Origin of the sequence: Aeromonas sp. INTO2 (assembly GCF_049860605.1) — a bacterium.
GTDB classification, from domain to species: Bacteria; Pseudomonadota; Gammaproteobacteria; order Enterobacterales; family Aeromonadaceae; genus Aeromonas; species Aeromonas caviae.
The window spans coordinates 4,249,200-4,270,111 of record NZ_CP187588.1 but is presented as its reverse complement, the minus strand read 5'-3'; the positions used below and the strand labels follow the sequence as shown (position 1 = coordinate 4,270,111).

The 20,912-nt window shown below is 61.3% G+C and carries 19 protein-coding genes and 4 tRNA genes; 15 read left to right on the top strand and 8 right to left on the bottom strand.

Annotated elements, in window-relative coordinates; all coding sequences use genetic code 11:
* Positions 1-67: 67 nt before the first annotated feature.
* Positions 68-967 carry a DMT family transporter gene (locus tag ACPW74_RS20205; RefSeq protein WP_041212088.1) on the top strand — a complete coding sequence of 300 codons (900 nt, stop codon included), beginning with the start codon at positions 68-70 and terminating at the stop codon, positions 965-967.
* On the top strand, positions 952-1,113 hold the full coding sequence (locus ACPW74_RS20200) for a hypothetical protein (RefSeq protein ID WP_010672325.1): 162 nt from the start codon (positions 952-954) through the stop codon (positions 1,111-1,113). Before ACPW74_RS20205 ends, ACPW74_RS20200 begins: the two co-directional genes overlap by 16 nt.
* A 105-nt stretch (positions 1,114-1,218) precedes the next feature.
* Here the strand turns inward: ACPW74_RS20200 and ACPW74_RS20195 are convergent, their stop codons facing one another.
* The gene (locus ACPW74_RS20195) at positions 1,219-1,692 is read right to left on the bottom strand and encodes a DUF6314 family protein (protein ID WP_266140310.1); all 474 of its coding nucleotides are present in this window, start codon (positions 1,690-1,692) and stop codon (positions 1,219-1,221) included.
* A 39-nt stretch (positions 1,693-1,731) separates the two neighbouring features.
* Here ACPW74_RS20195 and ACPW74_RS20190 point away from each other — a divergent pair, with 39 nt between their 5' ends.
* The gene (locus ACPW74_RS20190; protein ID WP_053287971.1) at positions 1,732-2,586 is read left to right on the top strand and encodes a carboxylate/amino acid/amine transporter; all 855 of its coding nucleotides are present in this window, start codon (positions 1,732-1,734) and stop codon (positions 2,584-2,586) included.
* 63 nt (positions 2,587-2,649) lie between these two features.
* On the opposite strand, the gene ACPW74_RS20185 is transcribed toward ACPW74_RS20190, so the two are convergent.
* Positions 2,650-3,513: a GGDEF domain-containing protein gene (locus ACPW74_RS20185; RefSeq protein WP_039040669.1), complete on the bottom strand. Its 864-nt coding sequence runs from the start codon at positions 3,511-3,513 to the stop codon at positions 2,650-2,652.
* A gap of 169 nt (positions 3,514-3,682) precedes the next feature.
* Complete coding sequence (locus tag ACPW74_RS20180; protein WP_010672321.1) at positions 3,683-4,396, bottom strand: 3-deoxy-D-manno-octulosonic acid kinase; 714 nt, start codon at positions 4,394-4,396, stop codon at positions 3,683-3,685.
* 138 nt (positions 4,397-4,534) lie between these two features.
* Between ACPW74_RS20180 and ACPW74_RS20175 the strand changes: the two genes are divergently transcribed.
* The 8 genes from ACPW74_RS20175 (at position 4,535) to ACPW74_RS20140 (ending at position 12,574) form a co-directional block, all read left to right on the top strand.
* A complete protein-coding gene (locus ACPW74_RS20175) occupies positions 4,535-5,635 on the top strand; it encodes a glycosyltransferase family 9 protein (protein WP_043153783.1) in 1,101 nt (366 codons plus the stop codon).
* Between the two features lie 256 nt (positions 5,636-5,891).
* Positions 5,892-6,518 carry a guanylate kinase gene (gene gmk / locus ACPW74_RS20170; RefSeq protein ID WP_043153719.1) on the top strand — a complete coding sequence of 209 codons (627 nt, stop codon included), beginning with the start codon at positions 5,892-5,894 and terminating at the stop codon, positions 6,516-6,518.
* A gap of 79 nt (positions 6,519-6,597) precedes the next feature.
* A complete protein-coding gene (gene rpoZ / locus ACPW74_RS20165; protein ID WP_005307060.1) occupies positions 6,598-6,873 on the top strand; it encodes a DNA-directed RNA polymerase subunit omega in 276 nt (91 codons plus the stop codon).
* 135 nt (positions 6,874-7,008) lie between these two features.
* Complete coding sequence (spoT, locus tag ACPW74_RS20160) at positions 7,009-9,126, top strand: bifunctional GTP diphosphokinase/guanosine-3',5'-bis pyrophosphate 3'-pyrophosphohydrolase (protein WP_039040667.1); 2,118 nt, start codon at positions 7,009-7,011, stop codon at positions 9,124-9,126.
* Positions 9,127-9,233: 107 nt separating this feature from the next.
* Positions 9,234-9,965 (top strand): tRNA (guanosine(18)-2'-O)-methyltransferase TrmH, encoded by a 732-nt coding sequence (gene trmH, locus ACPW74_RS20155; protein ID WP_216944887.1) that lies wholly within the window; start codon positions 9,234-9,236, stop codon positions 9,963-9,965.
* A complete protein-coding gene (locus ACPW74_RS20150; RefSeq protein ID WP_042882094.1) occupies positions 9,965-10,630 on the top strand; it encodes a CatB-related O-acetyltransferase in 666 nt (221 codons plus the stop codon). The genes trmH and ACPW74_RS20150 overlap by 1 nt, the downstream gene beginning before the upstream one ends.
* Positions 10,627-11,667 (top strand): alpha/beta fold hydrolase, encoded by a 1,041-nt coding sequence (locus ACPW74_RS20145; RefSeq protein WP_290437824.1) that lies wholly within the window; start codon positions 10,627-10,629, stop codon positions 11,665-11,667. The genes ACPW74_RS20150 and ACPW74_RS20145 overlap by 4 nt, the downstream gene beginning before the upstream one ends.
* Positions 11,668-11,770: 103 nt before the next feature.
* Positions 11,771-12,574, top strand: coding sequence for a Cof-type HAD-IIB family hydrolase (locus ACPW74_RS20140; RefSeq protein ID WP_201972530.1), 804 nt, complete (start codon positions 11,771-11,773; stop codon positions 12,572-12,574).
* Positions 12,575-12,644: 70 nt separating this feature from the next.
* Here ACPW74_RS20140 and ACPW74_RS20135 read toward each other — a convergent pair whose 3' ends face one another.
* From ACPW74_RS20135 to ACPW74_RS20115, 5 genes are all read right to left on the bottom strand, one after another.
* Positions 12,645-13,163, bottom strand: a complete 519-nt coding sequence (locus tag ACPW74_RS20135) for an RICIN domain-containing protein (RefSeq protein WP_102948986.1) — start codon at positions 13,161-13,163, stop codon at positions 12,645-12,647.
* A 171-nt stretch (positions 13,164-13,334) separates the two neighbouring features.
* A tRNA-Pro gene (locus ACPW74_RS20130) sits at positions 13,335-13,411 on the bottom strand.
* A gap of 59 nt (positions 13,412-13,470) precedes the next feature.
* Positions 13,471-13,556, bottom strand: a tRNA-Leu gene (locus ACPW74_RS20125).
* A gap of 20 nt (positions 13,557-13,576) precedes the next feature.
* Positions 13,577-13,652: transfer RNA gene (locus ACPW74_RS20120), tRNA-His, on the bottom strand.
* 50 nt (positions 13,653-13,702) lie between these two features.
* Positions 13,703-13,779 (bottom strand) — tRNA-Arg (locus ACPW74_RS20115).
* Positions 13,780-14,042: 263 nt separating this feature from the next.
* On the opposite strand from ACPW74_RS20115, the gene ACPW74_RS20110 reads away from it, so the two are divergent.
* From ACPW74_RS20110 to ACPW74_RS20095, 4 genes are all read left to right on the top strand, one after another.
* Complete coding sequence (locus ACPW74_RS20110; protein WP_201972529.1) at positions 14,043-14,633, top strand: TetR/AcrR family transcriptional regulator; 591 nt, start codon at positions 14,043-14,045, stop codon at positions 14,631-14,633.
* Positions 14,630-15,736 (top strand): efflux RND transporter periplasmic adaptor subunit, encoded by a 1,107-nt coding sequence (locus ACPW74_RS20105; RefSeq protein ID WP_039040661.1) that lies wholly within the window; start codon positions 14,630-14,632, stop codon positions 15,734-15,736. Before ACPW74_RS20110 ends, ACPW74_RS20105 begins: the two co-directional genes overlap by 4 nt.
* Positions 15,737-15,751: 15 nt before the next feature.
* Complete coding sequence (locus ACPW74_RS20100) at positions 15,752-18,832, top strand: multidrug efflux RND transporter permease subunit (RefSeq protein ID WP_045522654.1); 3,081 nt, start codon at positions 15,752-15,754, stop codon at positions 18,830-18,832.
* A gap of 120 nt (positions 18,833-18,952) precedes the next feature.
* Positions 18,953-20,911 (top strand): ATP-binding protein, encoded by a 1,959-nt coding sequence (locus ACPW74_RS20095; RefSeq protein WP_319855324.1) that lies wholly within the window; start codon positions 18,953-18,955, stop codon positions 20,909-20,911.
* Position 20,912: the final 1 nt, after the last annotated feature.

Here is a 20,912-nt window from a genome sequence, read left to right as displayed (position 1 = left end):
GACAATTCATTTTTGGCATAGTAGCAGATTGCATAGAATGCGCAGGCGAATTACATCGGAGATTCAAATGCGTAGCTATCTGTTGTTGCTGGCGATCGGCCTGTTGTGGGGCTCCCAGTTCATTTTCATGCACCAGGCCGTGGCTGAACTGCCCCCCATCATGGTGGCCGCCGGACGCGCCCTGTGTGGCAGCCTGACCCTGGGTCTGCTCTGCCTGTTCATGCGCCTCAAGAGTGAACACACGCCCTGGCGAACCTATATGCTGATCGCCCTGCTCGACGCCACTATCCCCTTCATCATGGTGGCCTGGGGACAACAGTATGTGGACAGCGCCATCGCGGCCGTGGTCATGGGTTGTATCCCCTTTGTGACCATTCTGGCGGCTCCCTTGTTTATTTCTGGTGAAAGAATCACCAAGGGCGGCCTCGTCTCCGTGATCATCGGCTTCATCGGTGTACTGGTACTGTTCTGGCCCAAGCTGACCAGCGGCATGAATGCCGGCCTGCTCGGTGCCATGGCCATCCTGTTCGGTGCCAGCTGCTTCGCCATCGGCCTGCTGATGATCAAGCGCTTCGCCAAGGACCATCCTGTGGTCGTGGCCCGCAACATCCTGATCTCCTCGGCCATCCAGCTGCTGCTGGCCGCGCCCTTCGTGGCCGACCTGAGCAGCCTCACCCTGCCGAGCCAGCAGGCCATGGGCGCCGTCGCCATGCTGGGGATCTTCTGTACCGGCCTGGTCTACTTCCTCTACATGGCGCTGATCCAGAAGGCGGGCCCGACCTTTGCCTCCTTCAGCAACTACCTGGTGCCGCTGTTCGGCGTCATGCTGGGAGCCCTGTTCCTCGGCGAGCAGATCCAGTCCACCACGGGCGTGGCGCTGGCCCTGATCCTGGGTTCGGTCGCCCTCAACCAGTGGGCACAGCAGCGCCGCCAACAGCGGGAGGCTGCCTTATGTCAGGCATCCTGACCACCCTCTGCGGCGGTCTGGTACTGATAGCCGGCTGGCAGTATCGCCACCGGCTGGCCGGGGTGCTGGGTCTGCTGATGGTGCTGCTGCCCTGGTTCTTCGACAGCAAGCTGCAAGCCATGCTGAACTATGCACTGAATGCCTGAAGACCCTCTCTGCGTGTGTGACGAGAGTGTATCTCTCCTGTTTTTGGGACCGTTTTAACAAAACCTCCGATTTGTCCCCTCTACCGGCGCCCTGCGCCGGTTTTTTTATCTCTGCGCCTCTGGTCCGTAGCGATAACTCAACCGCTCGTTCTTGCGCGGCCCCGTTATCTGCCAGGTGAGCAGGAAACCCTCGCCGGTTTCGGTCAGCTCGGCGCTGTAGTGATCCTGCCCGCACAGGTGAGGCTCGGCCGTGACCCAGTGCCCGTCCCCCCGGGGCAACAGCTCGAACAGCATCACCGGCTGCTCGTAGCGCAGGTGGGAGAGCATGATCCCCCGTGCGGTGCGCTGCCACCAGAAGCGGTTGTGCATGGCCAGCTCCCGGCCATGGGGCGTGGTGTAGCGACCCGTCTCGGCATACAGCCACCCCCCATGGTGATCGGTCACCACCACGGCACCCTCCCCGCGACCGCACCAGTCGGTGGCGGATCCGACCCCGTTGCTCGCCTCGAAGGCAAATGCTCCGATCTGTGACAACCCTTCCCATAAACGCTGGATCGCGCCTTCCAACTCGGCCATCATAGCGCCCTCCAAATTGACAACTGACGACAATTCAATCACATGAACTACTTGATAGGGGTTACCCTGCTCTGGTCCTTCTCCTTCAGCCTGATCGGGGTCTACCTTGCCGGTCAGGTGGATGCCTACTTCTCGGTACTGACCCGCATCGTGCTCGCCAGCCTGGTGTTTCTGCCCTTCCTGCGCCGTCGCTGGCTGCGCCCCGATCTGGTGGCCAAGCTGATGGCCCTCGGTGCCATCCAGCTCGGCATCATGTATCTCTTCTACTACCACTCCTTCTTGCTCTTGACGGTACCGGAAGTGCTGGTGTTCACCATCTTCACCCCCATCTATGTCACCCTGATCCACGACCTGCTGGAAGGGCGCTTCAAGCCTGTCTATCTGTGGGGGGCCCTGCTGGCGGTGCTGGGGGCGGCCGTCATCCGTTTCGACGGCCTGACCGAAAACTATGTACTGGGATTCCTGGTGGTGCAGGGCGCCAACGTCTGCTTCGCTCTGGGCCAGGTAGGCTACAAGGTGCTGCTGGCCCGGGAGGCTGAGCAGCCGCCCCAGCTGGCGGTGTTCGGCTGCTTCTATCTGGGCGCCCTGGTGATCGCCCTGCCCGCCTGGTGGCTGCTGGGCAAACCTCAATATCCCGCCAGCTCCCTGCAATGGGGCATCCTCTTCTGGCTGGGGGTCGGGGCATCCGGGCTCGGCTACTTCCTGTGGAACAAGGGGGCGACCCTGGTCAGCAGCGGCGTGCTGGCCATCATGAACAACGCCTTGATCCCCGCGGGTCTGCTGGTCAATCTGGTGCTCTGGGGAAAGGATACCGACCTGCTCAGGCTCGGTCTGGGCGCCCTGCTGATGCTGGCTTCTCTCTGGGTCTGCCAGCGTCAGCAGGTCAGTGAGCGCTGACTGAAAACCATTGACGCTGATGGGTCCATCGGCGTCAATGGGTACGCGGACAGTGACTGGCCGTCAGCCGACCACGGCGTTGTGTTCCCGCTTCGCCTGACCGTGGCAGGAGGCCAACCGGGCCAGCAGGTGATCGAGCTGCTCGGCACTCTGGCTCTGCACCAGGCCGATGCTCACGGTCACCGGGCGCTGGGGCAGCAGGCTGGCGTCGGCGATCTCAAGACGCAGCCGCTCGGCAATCTCCAGGCCGCTCAACCGATCGGTCTGGGAGAGCATCAGGATGAAGCCGTCTTCGTCCCAACGAGCGAAAGGATCTTCCCGGCGCAGCTCGCGGCGCACGATGCGGGCCAGCTTGGCCAGCATGGCGTCGCAGGCCGCCTCCCCGAACAACTGCAGGATCTTGCTGCGGTGATCCACGCTGAACTGCAGCAGACAGAAACTGCCGCTCTCGCTGGCCAGCCGTTCATCCAGCAACAGCTCGAAGTGGCTGCGGCTCTCGAGGCCGGTGAGGGGATCCGTGTCATGGCGATCCTCCAGGGGCGCCATGGCGGCATCCAGATGGCGAACCACCCCCAGCAGTTGACCCCCTTCGTCGCGACGGACCCGCTCCTCCAGCCGGATGTAATGGCCCTGATGGTGCAGGATGCGGTACTCGAGTCGAAGCCCGTTGCTGCGCCCTTGCTGACAGGCCTCCAGGGCCTCTGCCAGACGGGGAGCATCATCCGGATGTACCCGATCCAGCCAGCCGAGATCTCCCAGCTCGCCCCCCTCCAGACCCAGCAGTTGCAGACAGGAAGGGTCCCGCCTCAGACCCTGCCCGGCCGACCAGGTCCAGATCCCGGCCTCCAACATCGCCATGGCCTGTGCCATCAGCGTCACCTCAAGGGGAGTGGTGACCTCAACCCCGGGAGTCTCATACCTTTCCATCACGCGCCTCGAAACCGGATCTGAATATCTGTCCAAGCAATCACACTCAATAAGTAACATTGGTGCTGGCGCCGAGCAACCGCGCCAGCATCGCTGGCCTCGCACCTCTCGCCCCCGGTGGTCCGCCATCAGGGCTTGCCAGCCTCCAGATACGAAGTGAAGCTCGACGTCACGCCACCTTGCCCTGATAGCCTGCCATCAGGGCCTGCCAGTTTTCCGGCACGAAGTGGAAGCTGGTGTGCAGTTGCGACTCCTTGTTGAAGGAGCGCAGCAACCGCTCCAGGTTGGCCTGCTGCCAGTTGCCGGGGGAGCGGATGGCTCCTTTGTCGAAGTCGATCACCCACACCTTGCCCTCCTTGTCGAGCAGCAGGTTGTGGCTGTTGAGATCCGCATGATAGACCCCTGCATCGTGCAACTGGCGCACCGTTTTGCCTATCTTGTGCCACACCTCACCGGCGATCGGCCCCTGCTTGAGCAGGGCCACCAGATCCTTGGCGCCGCGAATGCGCTCGATCAGGATGTCGGCCCGATAGAAGGGCCCCTGCTTGACCATGCGGGCCGCAAAGGGGCGCGGCACCGGCAGCCCCTGTTCACTCAGGGTCGCCAGCAGACGATATTCAGCCATGGCCCGGCTGCTCTCCACCCCCTCAAACCAGAACCGGTCACGCACCAGCTTGCCCACCATGCCGCCACGGTAGTAGTGACGCAGCACCAAGTGGCGGGATTCATCCTTCACGAACCAGGTCACCCCGCGACCGATGGAAGAACCTACCACCTGGCGATGGGTCTGCCACCAGACAGGATCGAACAAGGCAGGGGAAGGATCGCGGAAGACTCCGTCGGCATACCAGCAGACCTGGTTGTGGGTGGTGTGTGTCAGCATGATGAGAATTCCGGTCGATAGTGGGTGCAGGGCATCCATTCAGAAAGCCGTGCCGGTCGGGCAACCGGCGCAATTTTACAATCCACAGGGGAGTTTGCATAATGCCATCCATCCATTTTGCCATCGTTGCGCCACATCATGCCGCTGTTCCAAACGCCGCCCTCCTCCATCTGCATCCTGCGGCTCTCCGCCATCGGAGATTGCTGCCACGCGCTGGCGCTGGTGCGCGTCATCCAGCGGGAGTGGCCCCAGACCCGCATCACCTGGATCACTGGCAAGATTGAGGCGACCCTGTTCGCCGATCTGCCGGGGGTCGAGGTCATTCCCTTCGACAAGAGCAAGGGGTGGCGCGGCTATCGCGATCTCTGGCAGACCCTCAAGGGGCGCAGGTTCGATGCCCTGCTCCACCTGCAGGCCGCCATGCGCGCCAGCATCGCCACCCTCGGCATCAAGGCCAAGGTCAAACTCGGGTTTGATCGGGAGCGCGCCAGCGACGGTCAGTGGCTGTTCACCAACCATCGGGTCCCCTCACCCGCCTCCCCCCACGTGCTGGACGGCTTTCTCGCCTTCGCCAAAGAGCTCGGGATAAAGGATCTGACCCCGGACTGGCAACTGCCCATCAGCGCCGAGCACCAGGCCTGGGCGAAGGAGAAAATTGGCGGCAAGCCGACCCTGCTCATCTGCGCCGCTGCCAGCAAGGCATTCAAGAATTGGACTGCCGCCGGCTATGCCGCGCTGGCGGATCACGCCGCAGACAAGGGCTTTCAGGTCTATCTGTGCGGCGGACCAGCCAGGCTGGAGCGGGATCTCGCCGCCGAGATCCAGCGCCTCAGCCAGAGCAAGCCGGCAGATTTGGTGGGGCAGACCAGCCTCAAGCAATTGCTGGCGCTGATTGGCGAGGCGAGCCTGGTGCTGGCCCCGGATACCGGCCCTGCCCACATGGCTACCCTGGTGGGGACACCCGTGATCGGCCTCTACGCCCACCACAACCCGGAGCGTACCGGACCCTATCTGTGCCGGGATTATCTGGTCAGCGTCTATCAGGAACTGATTGAGCAGGAGACCGGCAAGCCGCTGGCCGAGCTCGGCTGGCGCACCCGCCTCAAGGATCCGGACGCCATGGCCAAGATAAGCCGCGAGCGGGTCATCGCCGCCTTCGACCGCCTCTGTACCGACAAGCATCTTCTACCAACCCAGGGCAACTCGGAAATTCCGAGCCCTGGCGCAGGGATAATCTGATGGCCCGGCCCCGGCTCCGTGGGCAGAATGGCCCTCTATGCGGGTAACGCCCGCACAGCAAGCTACGGATATTTTGATCGGCTGGAATATGATTCCGGCCGTTTTTTTATCCGCCCCCATCTGCTAAGATTCGCCGCCTTTACATCCTCCTGACTCTGATTCCTCCGCGCATTGCGAGCAACCGTCTCCCTTATCGGGCACAAGACGGCGGCCTCTGCTACAACCAAAGCGCGGATCATCGCTTAAAGGTACAGACATGGCGCAACAAGGCACTCTCTATATCATCTCTTCCCCGAGCGGGGCCGGTAAGTCCAGCCTGCTCAATGCCTTGCTGACCCAGCACAACGCCGCCAGCAAGATGCAACTCTCGGTCTCCCACACCACCCGCGCCACCCGTCCCGGTGAAGAGCACGGGGTGCACTACCACTTCGTCCAGGTGGAAGAGTTCAAGGCGCTGATCGAGCGCGGTGACTTTCTGGAGTGGGCAGAAGTCTTCGGCAACTACTACGGCACTTCCCGCGCCGCCATCGAGGCCTGCCTGGCGCAGGGCATCGACGTCTTCCTCGACATCGACTGGCAGGGTGCCCGCCAGATCCGCGAACAGATGCCGACCAAGTCCATCTTCATCCTGCCTCCCAGCCGCGAGGAGCTGGAGCGCCGCCTGATCGGCCGCGGCCAGGACAGCGCCGAGGTGATCAAGGGCCGGATGGAGAAAGCCATTGCCGAAATGGTGCACTATGACGAGTATGACTATGTCATCATCAATGAAGACTTTGAGCTGGCACTGTTCCAGCTCAGGGCCGTCATCGAGTGCCAGCGCCTGGAAATGCGTCAGCAACAGCAGGCCCAGCAAAACTTGCTGAAACAGCTACTGGCAGAGTAAGCCAAAAACAAGTAAACTTTTGCGTCATTTTTAAACACTGCTTTTTCAATCACAGAAAGCCCAAACACTGGAGTCCCGCATGGCCCGCGTTACTGTAGAAGATGCTGTAAAACAGGTAGGTAACCGTTTTGACCTGGTGCTGGTCGCCGCGCGCCGCGCTCGTCAAATCGCGGTACAAGGCAAGGATCCCCTGGTCGACGAAGAGAACGACAAGCCGACCGTGATCGCCCTGCGCGAGATCGAACTGGGTCTGGTCAACAACCAGGTGATGGATACTCAGGACCGCTACGAGCAGCAAGAGCAGGAAGCCGCCGAGCTGGCTGCCGTTGCTGCCATCGCAGAAGGTCGCGGCTAAGTCAGTCGCCTCCCATAGTCGGCGCCCGCCCGGGTGCCGGCTGTTCTCCCCATTTACAACCGCTCGAAAACCTCGCAAACTCGAGGGCATACCCTCAATTTCACGGATTGCCGTTTAACCGCTGCGGGGACTGTCTTGTATTTATTTGAAAATCTTAAAGAAATAGCCAGTTCCTACCTGCCACCCGAGCAGGTTGAGAAGCTCAGGCAAGCCTATGTGGTAGCCCGTGATGCTCACCAGGGACAGATGCGTTCCAGTGGTGAACCCTACATCACTCATCCCGTTGCCGTGGCCCGCATCCTGGGCGACATGCGCCTCGATCACGAGACCCTGATGGCTGCCGTGCTGCACGACGTCATCGAAGATACCCCTGTCACCAAGGACGATCTTGCCGAGCAGTTTGGCAACGCCGTCGCCGAGCTGGTCTCCGGTGTCTCCAAGCTCGACAAGCTGAAGTTCCGCGATCGCAAGGAAGCCCAGGTCGAGAACTTCCGCAAGATGATGATGGCCATGACCCAGGACATCCGGGTCATCCTGATCAAGCTGGCCGACCGCACTCACAACATGCGTACCCTCGGCTCCTTGCGACCGGACAAGCGCCGCCGCATCGCCCGGGAAACCCTCGAGATTTTCGCCCCCATCGCCAACCGCCTCGGTATTCACACCATGAAGAACGAGCTGGAAGAGCTCGGCTTCGAGGCGCTCTACCCCATGCGCTCCCGGGTACTGCGGGAATCGGTACGCCGCGCCCGTGGCAACCGGCGCGAGATCATCGACTCCATCCAGAGCGAGATTGAGGGGCGTCTGCGGGAAGCCGGCATCGATGCCCAGGTAAGCGGACGCGAGAAGAACCTGTTCTCCATCTACAACAAGATGGAGAAGAAAGAACTGCAATTCCACGAAGTGATGGATATCTATGCTTTCAGAGTGAGAGTGAAAGACATAGACACCTGCTACCGGGTGCTTGGGCAGATGCACAGCCTCTACAAGCCGCGCCCCGGTCGCTTCAAGGACTACATCGCCATCCCCAAGACCAACGGCTACCAGTCCCTGCACACCTCCCTGGTGGGCCCCCACGGGGTACCGGTGGAGGTGCAGATCCGCACCGAGTTCATGGACCAGATGGCCGACAAGGGCGTCGCCGCCCACTGGGCCTACAAGCAGGATGGGGACAGCTCGGGCACCACGGCCCAGATCCGCGCCCAGCGCTGGATGCAGAGCCTGCTGGAGCTGCAACAGAGCGCCGGCAGCTCCTTCGAGTTCATCGAGGGAGTCAAGACCGACCTCTTCCCCGACGAGATCTACGTCTTCACACCGGAGGGCCGCATCATGGAGCTGCCCGCCGGCGCCACCCCGGTGGACTTCGCCTACACGGTGCACACAGACATCGGTCATGCCTGCGTCGGTTCCCGGGTCGACCGCCACCCCTATCCGCTGAGCAGCCCGCTGCACTCCGGTCAGACGGTGGAGATCATCACGGCCCCCGGCGCCCGCCCGAACGCGGCCTGGCTCAACTTCGTGGTGACCACCAAGGCGCGCTCCAAGATACGTCAGTTCCTCAAGAACCTGCGCACCGAAGAGTCCGTGGTGCTGGGCCGCCGCCTGCTCAACCATGCCCTCGGCGCCAAGAACATCGAAGACATCCCGGAAGCCCGCGTCAAGCAGGTGCTGGCCGATACCAAACACGAGAACCTGCAGGGGCTGCTGGCCGACGTGGGCCTTGGCAACGCCATGAGCGTCATGGTGGCACGCCGCATGCTGGGAGATGAACTGCCGCCGGAAGAGCAGCCCAAATCCACCAGCAAGAAGATGCCGATCAAGGGGGCCGACGGCATGCTGGTCACCTTCGCCAACTGCTGCCGCCCCATCCCGGGGGACGCCATCATCGCCCACATCAGCCCAGGCAAGGGACTGGTGATCCACCAGGAGTCCTGCCGCAACATCAAGGGCTACAGCCGCGAACCGGACAAATACCTGCCGGTGCAGTGGGAGGTGGACAAGGAGCAGGAGCAGGAATTCCGCACCGGCATCAGCATCGAGATCGTCAACCACCAGGGCGCCCTGGCGGAGCTGGCCAACGTGATTGCCGCCACCGGCGCCAACATCCACGCCATCAGCACCGAAGAGAAGGATGGCCGGGTCTATGTGGTCACCCTGCTCATCACCACCAAGAGCCGGATCCACCTCGCCAACATCATGCGCAAGATCCGGGTCATGCCCAACGTGCTCAGGGTGAGCCGACAGAAAAACTGAACACAGGCGGCGCAAGCCGCCTGCTGCTTTTCAAGAGATACCCAGGGCCCCATGCCGCAAGCCACCAGCCTTGTTGCATGCACCGGCCTCACGACATAGAAACCGACATGACTCCTGAACGCTTCAAACGCATTTCCGACATGCTGGCCCAGCGCCAGCTCGACCTGACCGTCTGCATGGAAGAGGTTCATAAACCTCACAACCTGGCCGCCATCGTGCGCACTGCCGATGCCATCGGCATCCACCGGGTGCACGCGGTCTGGCCCAAGAGCTGGATCCACAAGCGCAAGGGCACCGCCCGCGGCAGCCAGAACTGGGTGGACGTGAAGCTGCACCCGGACATCGGCAGTGCCGTGACCGAACTCAAGGCCTCCGGCATGCAGATCCTGGCGACCCACCTCTCCGACAGCTCCGTGGACTTTCGCGCCATCGACTACACCAGACCCACCGCCATCCTGGTGGGCCAGGAGAAGCACGGCATCGGCGAAGAGGCGCTGGCCCTGGCCGATCACCATATCGTCATCCCCATGGTGGGCATGGTGCAGTCCCTCAACGTCTCGGTGGCCGCCGCCGCCATCCTCTACGAGGCCCAGCGCCAGCGCGAACTGGCCGGCTGTTATCAGCGCGGCTGCCCACTCACACCCGAAGAACAGAACACCATCTTGTTCGAGGGGGGCTATCCCGTCTATGCCCAGCTCTGCAAGGAGAAAGAGATGCCCTACCCCCAGCTCGGCCCGACCGGCGAGATCCTGGCGGACGAACGCTGGTGGCAGCAGATGCAGCTGACCCGCAAAGGATGGGCCGCACAACAGGAAGAAGATGAATGGCAGGATCAGTGATGGAAAATCCGTTCGGCAGCTGGCTGGAATCCCAGGTCATACGGGATCATCTGACCAACCCCAATATCGAGGCCGGGGAATACAGCTATTACTCCGGCTACTACCACGGCAAGCCGTTCGAGGATCATTGCGTGCGCTACCTGCTCGGCGATGGCTCGACGCGGGAGTCCTGGGACAGTGGCCAGTGGGGTAAGGAAGTTGACCGTCTGATCATCGGCAAGTTCTGCTCCATCGCCTCCGGCGCCACCTTCATGCTGGCGGGCAACCAGGGTCACCGGATGGACTGGGTTTCCACCTTCCCCTTCGATGCTGCCCGCTTCGGTGACGGCGTGCAGGACGGTTTTCTGCGCAAGGGAGACACCCGGATCGGCAACGATGTCTGGATCGGCTCGGAAGCCATGATCATGCCCGGCATCACCATCGGCGATGGCGCCGTCATTGCCACCCGGGCCGTGGTCACCCGGGATGTGGCCCCCTACACCATAGTGGGCGGCAACCCGGCCAGACCGATCCGCCCCCGTTTTGACGAGGAGCAGGTCGCCATGCTGCAAGCCATGCAGTGGTGGGACTGGCCGCTGCCCCGCCTGCAAGCCGCCATGCCCCTGCTCTGCTCGAACGATATCACTGCGCTCTACCACCACTGGCGCGAGGAGCTTGCCCGATGAAACCTGCCTCCCTTTCCCTGCTGGCCCTGACCCTGTTTTCTGCCGGAGCCCTTGCCGTGAGCAATCCTTACCAGCTGACCACTGAAGCCAACGTTCCCGCCCTCTATCAGCAGACCCTGCCCGACTTCTGGCGCCAGCATGCCGTCGAGGGGGAGTTCCAGGGCAAGGACGGGGTCACCCTCCGCTATGCCGCCCTGCGCCAGCCCAAGATCGATCGCGCCATCCTCATCGTCAACGGCCGGGTCGAGAGCTACCTCAAGTATCAGGAGCTGGCCTGGGATCTCTGGCGCCAGGGTTACAGCCTCTACCTCATCGATCATCGCGGCCAGGGAATGTCAGACCGCATGCTGGCCGACAAAGAGAAGGGGTATGTCGACCAGTTCGACGACTATGTCGCCGATCTCAAACAGTTTCATGATGAAGTGATCGCCCAGGACCAACCCGCCAAGCTGTTCCTGCTGGCCCACTCCATGGGGGGGGCCATCTCGGCCCGCTATCTGGAACGCTGGCCGAACGACATCCAGGCGGCGGTGCTCTCCTCCCCCATGATGGGCATCAACCTCGGCGGCCTGCCCAAGTGGCTGGCCAAGGGGCTGGCGGCCACCATCGGCACGGTCGGCGGCTGGGTGGGCGAGCCCCCCTACGGCCCGGGTCAGGGACCCTATGAGGATCACGGCTTTGCCGACAACGAGCTGACCCACAGCACGGCGCGTTATCAGGCCTTCCGCCAGATCTACGAGCAGCATCCCCAGGTCAGGCTGGGGGGCGCCACCGCCCACTGGATCCATCAGGCCATCACAGGATCGGACGCGGCCGTAGCCGACGCCGGCGCCATCAAGACGCCGCTGCTGCTGCTGCAGGCCGGCGAGGACAGCGTGGTGGACAACGCCGCCCAGGAGGCCTTCTGCGCCAAGGCCCAATGTGAAGGGGGCAAGCCGCTGCGCATCGACGGGGCCTGGCACGAGCTCTTCATCGAGGCGGATCCCCAGCGCCAGGCCGCGCTCAATGCGACCCTGGCCTTCTTCGCGCGCTACTGACGCGACCAGAAGGGGCTGGTTATTTTTTGGATCCCTAAATAAATGGGGTGACGGCAGACGCTGGGGTACACTCCCCCGGCGTTCAATTGAAGTCGAGGTAATGATGTTCAAGGTAGTTGTGTCCGATCTCGATGGTACCCTGCTCAACGGGCAGCACCAGATCTCCTCCCGCACCCGGGATACCCTGCACCGCCTGGTCGACCAGGGCGTCAAGTTCGTGGTCGCCACCGGCCGTCACCATGTGGATGTGCGCAGCATCCGCGATGCGCTGGGGCTGGATATCTACCTCATTACCTCCAACGGCGCCGTGGTACACGACAAGCAGGATCAACTGGTCTACAACCAGGCGCTACCGAGCACGGTGGCGGCCGAGCTGATCGCCATGGACCGCGACCCGTCCATCCACATCAACGTCTACTACGGCGACGAGTGGCTGGTGGAAGAGGAGCTGCCCTGGTTGCTGAAGTTCCATCACGACTCCGGCTTCAGCTACCGTCTGGCGGATCTCGCCAGCCACCCGATGGACAGGGTCAACAAGGTGTTCTACATCGGCGACCACGACAAGCTGCTGAAGATAGAGGCGCACCTCAACCAGCAATATGGTGATCGACTCAACGTCACCTTCTCCCTGCCTGACTGCCTCGAGGTGATGCATGCCGGTGTGCACAAGGGTAATGCCGTGCGCGCCGTGCTGGAGCAGCACGGCCTGGAGATGTCACAGGCCGTGGCCTTCGGCGATGGCATGAACGACTTCGAGATGCTGAGCATGGTGGGCCGTGGCGTGGTCATGGGCAACGCCCATGATCGCCTCAAACTGGCCCTGCCAGAGCACGAACAGACCCTCACTTCCGATGAAGATGGCGTTGCCGTCTATCTGGAGAAACTGTTCGCCTCCCAGACCCGCTGATACGGTACCCCCATCGCGGATCGAAAAAGGGTGGCCCATGTGGCCACCCTTTTTTCTTCTCGCTCTCTTGTCACCACACCAGAGCCGGGTGTATCAGACGGTTCAACAGCGTGCCGGAGGGCGTCCACTCAAAGCTCTGGTTGGCGCCGCCATAGCATTCGGCGAGGCGCAGGGGGACGGCCGGCTTGTGACGGCGACCCGCCACATCCAGGCACAACGACACCTGCCGATTGAACAGCCGATCCCCCTGCCACTGCCATTGATGGCTCTCCTCCCGGCACGCCTCCATCCCCAGACCATCTTCCCCTCTGGCGACCAGGCAATCCCCGGCCAGTTGCAGGGCGCCGACATCCCAGCTGAATGACTGGTTCGGTTGCTGATCGCAGGGCTGGGTCAGCAGACGGCCCTGCTCGCTCAGGGTCACGCAGAAGCCACCACTGGTTACCAAGGTGGCCTCGAGTTCCGCCTTTGGCTTGGGGGCGGCGCCCATCAGAAGAGCTTCCGGTTTCGGCTGCAGGGCGCAACCACCCAGCAGCAGTGCGGCCATGGCCAGCACGGAGAGTTGAAAAGAAGTGACATGGTGATGCATAGGCCTTGTATCTGGTCCGTGCCCGAGCGTCCCCTGTCTCGCGGCTCCGGGCCCCAGCATAGCGAACTCGTGGCGAACAGGCGCCTGAAGAAGTGTAAAAAGACGTGACAGGAAAAAGCGGAAGAGAAACGCCAAAAAGCAAAAACCCCGCCTGAGCGGGGTTTTCAAATGTGGTCGGTGATAAAGGATTCGAACCTTTGACCCTCTGGTCCCAAACCAGATGCGCTACCGGGCTGCGCTAATCACCGAGGGGGTATTCCAAAAACACAAAGATGACCATCTGGTCATCCTCGTCATACAGCAAGTATGGTGCGAAGAGAGGGACTCGAACCCTCACACCCGGGGGGCACTAACACCTGAAGCTAGCGCGTCTACCAATTCCGCCACCTTCGCGTACCTGACAAGCTGTAAAATGGGGTGGCTGATGGGGCTCGAACCCACGACAACCGGAATCACAATCCGGGACTCTACCAACTGAGCTACAGCCACCACAGCTGTTTTCGTTCTTCAACACGCCCGTTTAACCGGCGCACTTTTGATGGTGCGCCCGACAGGATTCGAACCTGTGACCTCTGCCTCCGGAGGGCAGCGCTCTATCCAGCTGAGCTACGGGCGCTACGCTGTCGAACGGGGCGCATTATTGATGATGATGCCGACCTTGTCTACTCTTTTTTTGACACAAAGAATCAAGTGCCTGTTTTTCAATCACTTCCGCCCCTTTTCAACTATTTTTGTTTTGTTCAGGCTGGATCCAGCAATTCCCCACTACTTTTTGAATCCCTCACCCCATAGGGTCAGAGATGATGGGCAATGCTTGACTTGCCTTTGCGCCCACCTAGAATGAATGAACGTTCATTCAGTCGTTGACCTCTGATAACCATGGATAAGAAAGAACGCATTTTCGAAGCAGCTCACGAGATCCTCGGCGAGCAGGGCTTCTACGGCCTTTCCATTGCCGTGGTCGCCAAGAAAGCCAAGGTGGCGGCAGGCACCATCTATCGCTATTTCAGCGACAAGGATGACCTGATCCGCCAGCTCTATCAGCACACTACCCTCAAGTGTCATCCCCTGGTCATGGAAGGTGTGCAGATAGAAGAGGTGTCCTATAAGCAGTATCGACGCCTCTGGCTCAACATCGATGCCATCTTCACCAGCTACCCCAATGCACTCAAGTGCAAATTGCAGTACGAAAGTTCTCCATTGGGGGCTGAATTGGAGCGGGATCCGGTCATAATGGCGACGTGGGCGCCACTTGAGCGCTTCTTTGAGCAAGGACGCCAACAGGGACTCTTCATCGATCTCCCCATTCTGGTGTTGCAAGCATTGAGTCTGGATTGCGTGGCCAACCTGGCACAGCAGCGCCGGGTTCACGATTTCGAATTGACGCAGGAACAGCTGGAGACGGTCATCCGGGCCAGCTGGAATGCCATTTTAAACCCTAATGTTTCCATCACAGGAGCCTGTTCATGAAAAAGTGGATGGCCATCATGTTGCTGATAGCACTCGCCCTGTTTGGCAGTGTCATCGGCTTCAATATGTTCAAGCAGAAGAAGATTGCAGAGTTCATGGCCAATCGGCCCGAGCCCGAGTTCCCGGTCACCGCCATGGTCACCAAGGCGCAGGACTGGGTCCCCACCATTGAAGCCATCGGCTTCATCGAGCCGAACCAGGGGGTCACCCTCTCCAGCGAGCTGTCAGGCACCATCGACAGCATCCGGTTCGAATCCGGGGCACATGTCAAAGCGGATCAACTGCTGCTGAGCCTGGACTCCAGTGTGGAAAAAGCCAATCTGAACTCTTCCCAGGCCAGACTGCCGGCAGCCAGGGCCAAGTTCGAGCGCTACAAGAACCTCTATCAGAAGAACTCCATCTCCCGGGACCAGCTGGATGATGCCGAGGCAAGCTACCGCTCCCTCGAGGCGGACATCGACAGTCTGAAGGCCACCATCGCCCGTCGTGAGGTGCGAGCCCCCTTCAGCGGTGCCGTGGGCCTGCGCAACGTCTTCCTCGGCCAGTATCTGGAACCGGGTACCCAGATTGTGCGCCTGGAAGACACCAGCGTGATGCGCCTGCGCTTCACCGTGCCCCAGACCGACATCTCCAAAATCACCCTGGGACAGACCATCAAGATCAACGTGGATGCCTATCCCCAGACCCAGTTTGACGGCCAAATCACAGCCATCGAGCCCGCGGTCAACTATCAGAGCGGCCTGATCCAGGTGCAGGCAGACATTCCGAACAACGACGGCCAGCTCCGTTCCGGCATGTTCGCCCGCGCCAGCATCATACTGCCCACGGTGAAAGACCAGATAGTGATCCCGCAGTCCGCCATCTCCTTCACCCTCTATGGCGAGAACGTCTATGTCATTCACGAGGCTGACGGCGTGAAACGTGCCAAGCAGGTGGTGGTCAAGGCAGGTGAGCGTCGCGGCAACGATGTCCATGTGCTGTCCGGCATCAAGGCTGGCGATCAAATCGTGCTGTCGGGTCAGGTTCGCCTGAGCAACGATACCAAGGTGCACGTGGTCGAGAACGATGCCCTTGCCGTTCCGGCACAAACCCCGATGCTGTAAGCGCGGAGAGCTGCGATGCGATTTACTGACATATTCATAAAACGGCCTGTGCTGGCGATCTCGCTCAGCTTCCTGATAGCCCTGCTGGGCTTCCAGGCCATCTTCAAGATGCAGGTGCGTGAATACCCCGAGGTGATCAACACCGTCATCACGGTCAACACCAGCTACTATGGCGCCAGTGCGGACCTGATCCAGGGCTTCATCACCCAGCCCCTGGAGCAGGCGGTCGCCCAGGCCGACAACATCGACTTCATGACCTCCTCGAGCCAGCTGGGCAGTTCCACGGTGACGGCGTACATGAAGCTCAACACCGATCCGAACGCCGCGCTGTCCGACATCCTGGCCAAGGTCAACTCGGTGCGTTCCCAGTTGCCCAAAGAGGCGGAAGACCCTTCGGTCACCTCCTCCACCGGCTCCACCACGGCGGTGCTCTACATGGGCTTCACCAGCCCGGAGCTCAACTCCAGCCAGATCACCGACTACCTGGAGCGGGTCATCAAGCCCCAGCTGTTTACCGTGGGCGGGGTCTCCAAGGTGGATCTGTATGGCGGGGTCGAATTCGCCCTGCGGGTGTGGCTGGATCCGGCCAAGATGGCCGCCTTTGACCTGACCTCAAGCGACGTGATGACGGTGCTCAACAGCAACAACTATCAGTCCGCGACCGGCCAGGCCACCGGCTATTTCACCCTGTTCAACGGCAACGCCGAGACCCAGGTCGGCAACATCGAAGAGCTCAAGCGCCTGGTGGTCGCCACCCGCGACAGCAAGGTGATCCGTCTCTCCGACATCGCCAAGGTCTCCCTGGAGAAGAGCCACGACATCTATCGCGCCAGCGCCAATGGCCGCGAAGCCGTGGTTCTGGCCATCAACGCAGCCCCGACAGCCAACCCCATCAACATCGCCCACGATGTGCTGGAGCTGCTGCCGAGCCTGAAGCGCAACATGCCGAGCACCATGCAGGTGAACATCCTGTATGACTCCACCATCGCCATCAACGAATCCATCCACGAGGTCATCAAGACCATACTGGAGGCGGCCGCCATCGTACTGGTGGTGATCACCCTGTTCCTCGGTTCGTTCCGGGCGGTCATCATCCCCATCATCACCATTCCCCTGAGCCTCATCGGCGTGGTGATGATGATGGACATGTTCGGCTTCTCCATAAACCTCATGACCCTGCTGGCGATGGTGCTGGCCATCGGTCTGGTGGTGGATGACGCCATCGTGGTGCTGGAGAACGTCGACCGTCACATCAAGGAAGGGGAAGAGCCGTTCCGGGCCGCCATCATAGGTACCCGGGAGATCGCCGTGCCCGTCATCGCCATGACGGTCACCCTGGCGGCGGTGTATGCGCCCATCGCCCTGATGGGGGGCATCACCGGCTCCCTGTTCAAGGAGTTCGCGCTGACCCTGGCAGGAGCCGTGTTCGTCTCGGGCATCATCGCCCTGACCCTGTCGCCCATGATGTGCGCCAAGATGCTCAGGGCCAACGAGGAGCCCGGCAAGTTCGAGCGTACCGTACACGATCTGCTGGACCGGATGACGGCCCGCTACGACGCCATGCTCCATGCCGTGATGCAAAAGCGCATCGTGGTCATCCTGTTTGCCGTCATCGTGTTCGCCAGCCTGCCGCTGCTGTTCAAGTTCATTCCGAGCGAGCTGGCCCCGTCCGAGGACAAAGGCGTCATGGCGGTGCTGGGGACGGCCCCTTCCAACGCCAACCTGGACTACATCGAAAACACCATGGCGGATGTGAACAAAGTCCTGGACGACCAGCCGGAGATCGCTTACTCCCAGGTCTTCTCGGGGGTGTTCAACTCCAATCAGGCGTTCGGTATCGCCTCCATGGTGCCCTGGAGCCAGCGTGAAGCGAGCCAGAAAGAGGTGCTGGATCGGGTCGCCGGTCTGGTGAAGGACATCCCCGGGATGGCCATCACCACCTTCCAGTTCCCGGAACTGCCGGGGGCGTCGAGCGGTCTGCCCATCCAGTTCGTTATCACCACCCCGAACAGCTTCGAGAGCCTGTTCCTGATCGCGGGTGAGATGCTGGCGGCAACCCAGGCCAACGGCCAGTTCGTCTATTCGGATCTCGATCTGAACTACGACTCGGCCACCATGAAGATCAGCATCGACAAGGACAAGGCGGGTGCCTACGGCATCACCATGCAGGACATCGGCATCACCATGGGCACCATGATGGCGGACGGTTACGTCAACCGTATCGACCTGGATGGCCGCTCCTACGAGGTGATCCCGCAGGTGGAGCGCAAGTTCCGTCTCAACCCCGAGTCCATCAAGGGCTACTACGTGCGTGCCGCCGACGGCAAGTCGATCCCGCTGGGCAGCCTGATCAAGATTGAAGTGAAGGGAGAGCCCCGTGCCCTGCCCCACTTCAACCAGCTGAACTCCGCCACCATCGGCGCCGTGCCGGCACCTGGCGTGGCCATGGGGGATGCGATCAACTGGTTCAAGGCGACCGCGGAAGAGAAGCTGCCCCAAGGCTATCGTTACGACTTCATGGGGGAAGCCCGCCAGTTCGTGACCGAAGGGAATGCGCTCTACGCCACCTTCGCCCTGGCCCTGGCCATCATCTTCCTGGTGCTGGCGATCCAGTTCGAATCCGTGCGTGACCCGCTGGTCATCATGGTGTCGGTGCCGCTGGCCATCAGTGGCGCGCTGATCGCCCTGGCGTGGGGTATGGCCACCATGAACATCTACTCCCAGGTCGGTCTCATCACTCTCGTCGGTCTGATTACCAAGCACGGTATTCTGATCTGCGAGGTGGCGAAGGAGGAGCAGCTGCTGCATGGTCTGAACCGGATGCAAGCCGTGATGCAAGCTGCCAAGGTCCGTCTGCGCCCCATCCTGATGACCACGGCGGCGATGATCGCAGGCCTTATCCCGCTGCTCTATGCCTCGGGTGCGGGGGCGGCACAGCGCTTCAGCATCGGCATCGTCATCGTGGCGGGTCTGGCCATCGGCACCCTGTTCACCCTGTTCGTGCTGCCGGTCATCTACACCTTCCTGGCATCCGAGCACAAGCCGCTGCCGGAATTCGACGAATCCATCCCGGCAAAAGCCAAGGGCGGTCACTGATCCCAGCCCACACAAACAAGGCCCCGAAAGGGGCCTTGTTTTTATCCATTGGATGACACACGACATAAGTCCATGAAGCAGTTAAACTAAACCGCACTCAATCCAGACCGCAAGGACGCCATGTCAGGAATCTTCTCCCAGGCCGTCGGCCTTAACGGACTCTCTTATCGTCTGCTTTCCTACATTCTGATCTGCAGTACGGTGCTGGCACTGCTCATCACCGTGCTTCAGCTCGCCTGGGACTACAACAAGGATGTGACCGTCATCGAGGCCAGCATCGGCCAGATCGAGGCCTCCTTCCTGCAACCCATCTCGGCCAGTCTCTGGAACCTGGATGAAGAGCAGGTGAAGGTGCAGATCGAGGGCATCATGAACCTGCCCAACATGCAGTTCGTCATGGTCAAGGAGATGCTGGGCAATTCGGAAGTGCCCCTGCTCACCCAGGGGGTGGAGCAGCCCCAATACGACATCTCCCGCGAGTTCACCCTGAGCTATCAGGGGGAAGTGGTTGGCAAGTTGTTCGTCGCCGCCTCCCTGGAGCAGGTCTACCAGCGCCTCATCGAGAAATCCGTGCTGATCCTGGTCAGCCAGACCATCAAGACCCTGGTCGTCTCGTTCTGCATCCTGGTCATCATCTACTATCTGGTGATCCGTCATATCAACCGCATCGTCAGCTATGCCCAGAAACTGAGCCTGGATCGCCTCGCGGTAGAGCTGACCCTGGAAGGTCGCCCCCTGCCCCGCAAGTCCCCTGACGAATTCGATACCCTGGCCGCCACCCTCAACCAGATGCGCACCCGGCTGAACGACGAGTTCACGGCCCGCCATCAGGCCGCCGATCAGCTCCAACAGGAGCGGGACTTCTCCGCCACCCTGATCAACTCCGCCAACATGGTCATCTGCTGCATGGAGCCGGATCTCAACATCGCCAGCATCAACCCGGCGGCCATCCTGCTCACCGGCTATCACCACCAGGAGCTGTTGCAGCACAACTGGCTGGATCTCTTCGTCAGCAAGGAGCAGCGTGACGAGCTGGCCGCCACCCTGGCCGATCAGGGCGCTCTGGAGGACAGGGAGATCACCATGCACGACCAGCAGGGCAACGAGCTGGTACTGCAGTGGACCTTCGCTCCCTTCTACGAGGGGCCCAACCTCAAGTACCTGATCGGCTTTGGCTATGACATCACCCCCCTCAAAAAGGTCGAGCGGGAGATCACCCTGTTCAACGAGCAGCTGGAAGGCAAGGTGGCGGAACGCACCCGCAGCCTGAGCGATGCCAACGACCAGCTGGGCAAGGCCTATGACGATCTCAAGCAGGCCCAGCAGACCCTGGTGGAGTCGGAGAAAATGGCCTCCCTCGGTTCCCTGGTTGCCGGCGTGGCCCACGAGATCAACACCCCCATCGGCATCAGCGTCACCGCCTCCTCCTACCTGCAGGAGCGGGTGGCCGACTTCAAGCAGCATATCGAGGCCAAGCAGCTCTCCCGCACCTACCTCAACGAATTCACCCAGAATCTCGACGAGTCGATGCAACTGCTGCAAGGTAACCTGAGACGCGCCTCCGAGCTCATCGCCAGCTTCAAGCAGGTGGCAGTGGATCAGTCCTCCGAGGCCCGCTACAACTTCAGCCTCGCCGACAACCTGCATCAGGTGGTGGTCTCCCTCGGCTACAAGCTCAAGAAGGCCCAGTGCGAGGTGGACATCCAGTGCGATCCCAAGCTGAGCATCTACTCCTTCCCGGGCAGCTTCACCCAGATCTATTCCAACCTGATCCTCAACTCCATCCATCACGGTTTCGATGGCTGGGACAGGCCCAGAAAGATCACCATACAGGTGGCGCAGCAGGGAGACGAGCTGGTCATCGACTACAGTGACAACGGCCGCGGCATCCCCCCGGAGATATTGCCGCGCATCTTCGATCCCTTCGTCACCTCCAAACGGGGCCAGGGTGGCAGCGGGCTCGGCACTCACATCATCTACAACCTGGTGGTCCAGCTGCTGCGCGGCCGCATCCACTGTGCCAGCGAACCGGGCCAGGGTGCCCAGTTCCACATTCGCCTGCCCATCCAGCAGAACTGAG